The organism is Staphylococcus sp. Y174-1, from assembly GCF_049897865.1.
Classification (GTDB): domain Bacteria; phylum Bacillota; class Bacilli; order Staphylococcales; family Staphylococcaceae; genus Staphylococcus; species Staphylococcus saprophyticus.
Window position 1 is genome coordinate 1 of the sequence record NZ_JAFCXB010000023.1, and the last position, 581, is coordinate 581.

The window sequence follows — 581 nt, forward strand, 5'->3', positions numbered from 1 at the left end:
GCAGAATTTGTGGCCATTAATCAAAACACAGTTGTTAAAAAACCTGAATCATTATCTTTTGAAGAAGGTGCGACAATTCCAATTAATGGTTTGACTGTCTATCAAGCGTTAATAAAATATGGTGAAATGCAACACGGCGATAAAGTATTAATACATAGTGGCGCAGGTGCAGTAGGTATATTTGGCATTCAATTAGCTAAAGCTAAAGGTGCCTATGTAGCAACTACTGCAAGTACACACAACCATGAATTTTTAAAATCAATTGGGGCAGATGTTACCATTGACTACAATACAGAACGTTTTGAAGATTATGTACATGATTATGACATCGTCCTTGATACACAAGCAGGAGAAACACTTGAACGTAGTTATGATGTATTGAAACCTGGAGGCAGACTAATATCTATACGCGGACAAGTTAATAAAAAGAAAGCAGAAAGTAAGGGAATTACAGCATATTTCAGGTTCTGTTGCAAAGTTGAATTTATAGTATAATTTTAACAAAAAGGAGTCTTCTGTATGAACTATTTCAGATATAAACAATTTAACAAGGATGTTATCACTGTAGCCGTTGGCTACTA

Annotated in this window: 1 protein-coding gene; it reads left to right on the forward strand. The window is 34.6% G+C overall.

Annotated features, from left to right (window positions below; translation table 11 throughout):
- A partial coding sequence (locus ACP7BT_RS13545; RefSeq protein ID WP_426303793.1) for an NADP-dependent oxidoreductase occupies positions 1 to 495 on the forward strand: 495 nt, incomplete at its 5' end.
- Between the last annotated feature and the right edge of the window lie 86 nt (positions 496 to 581).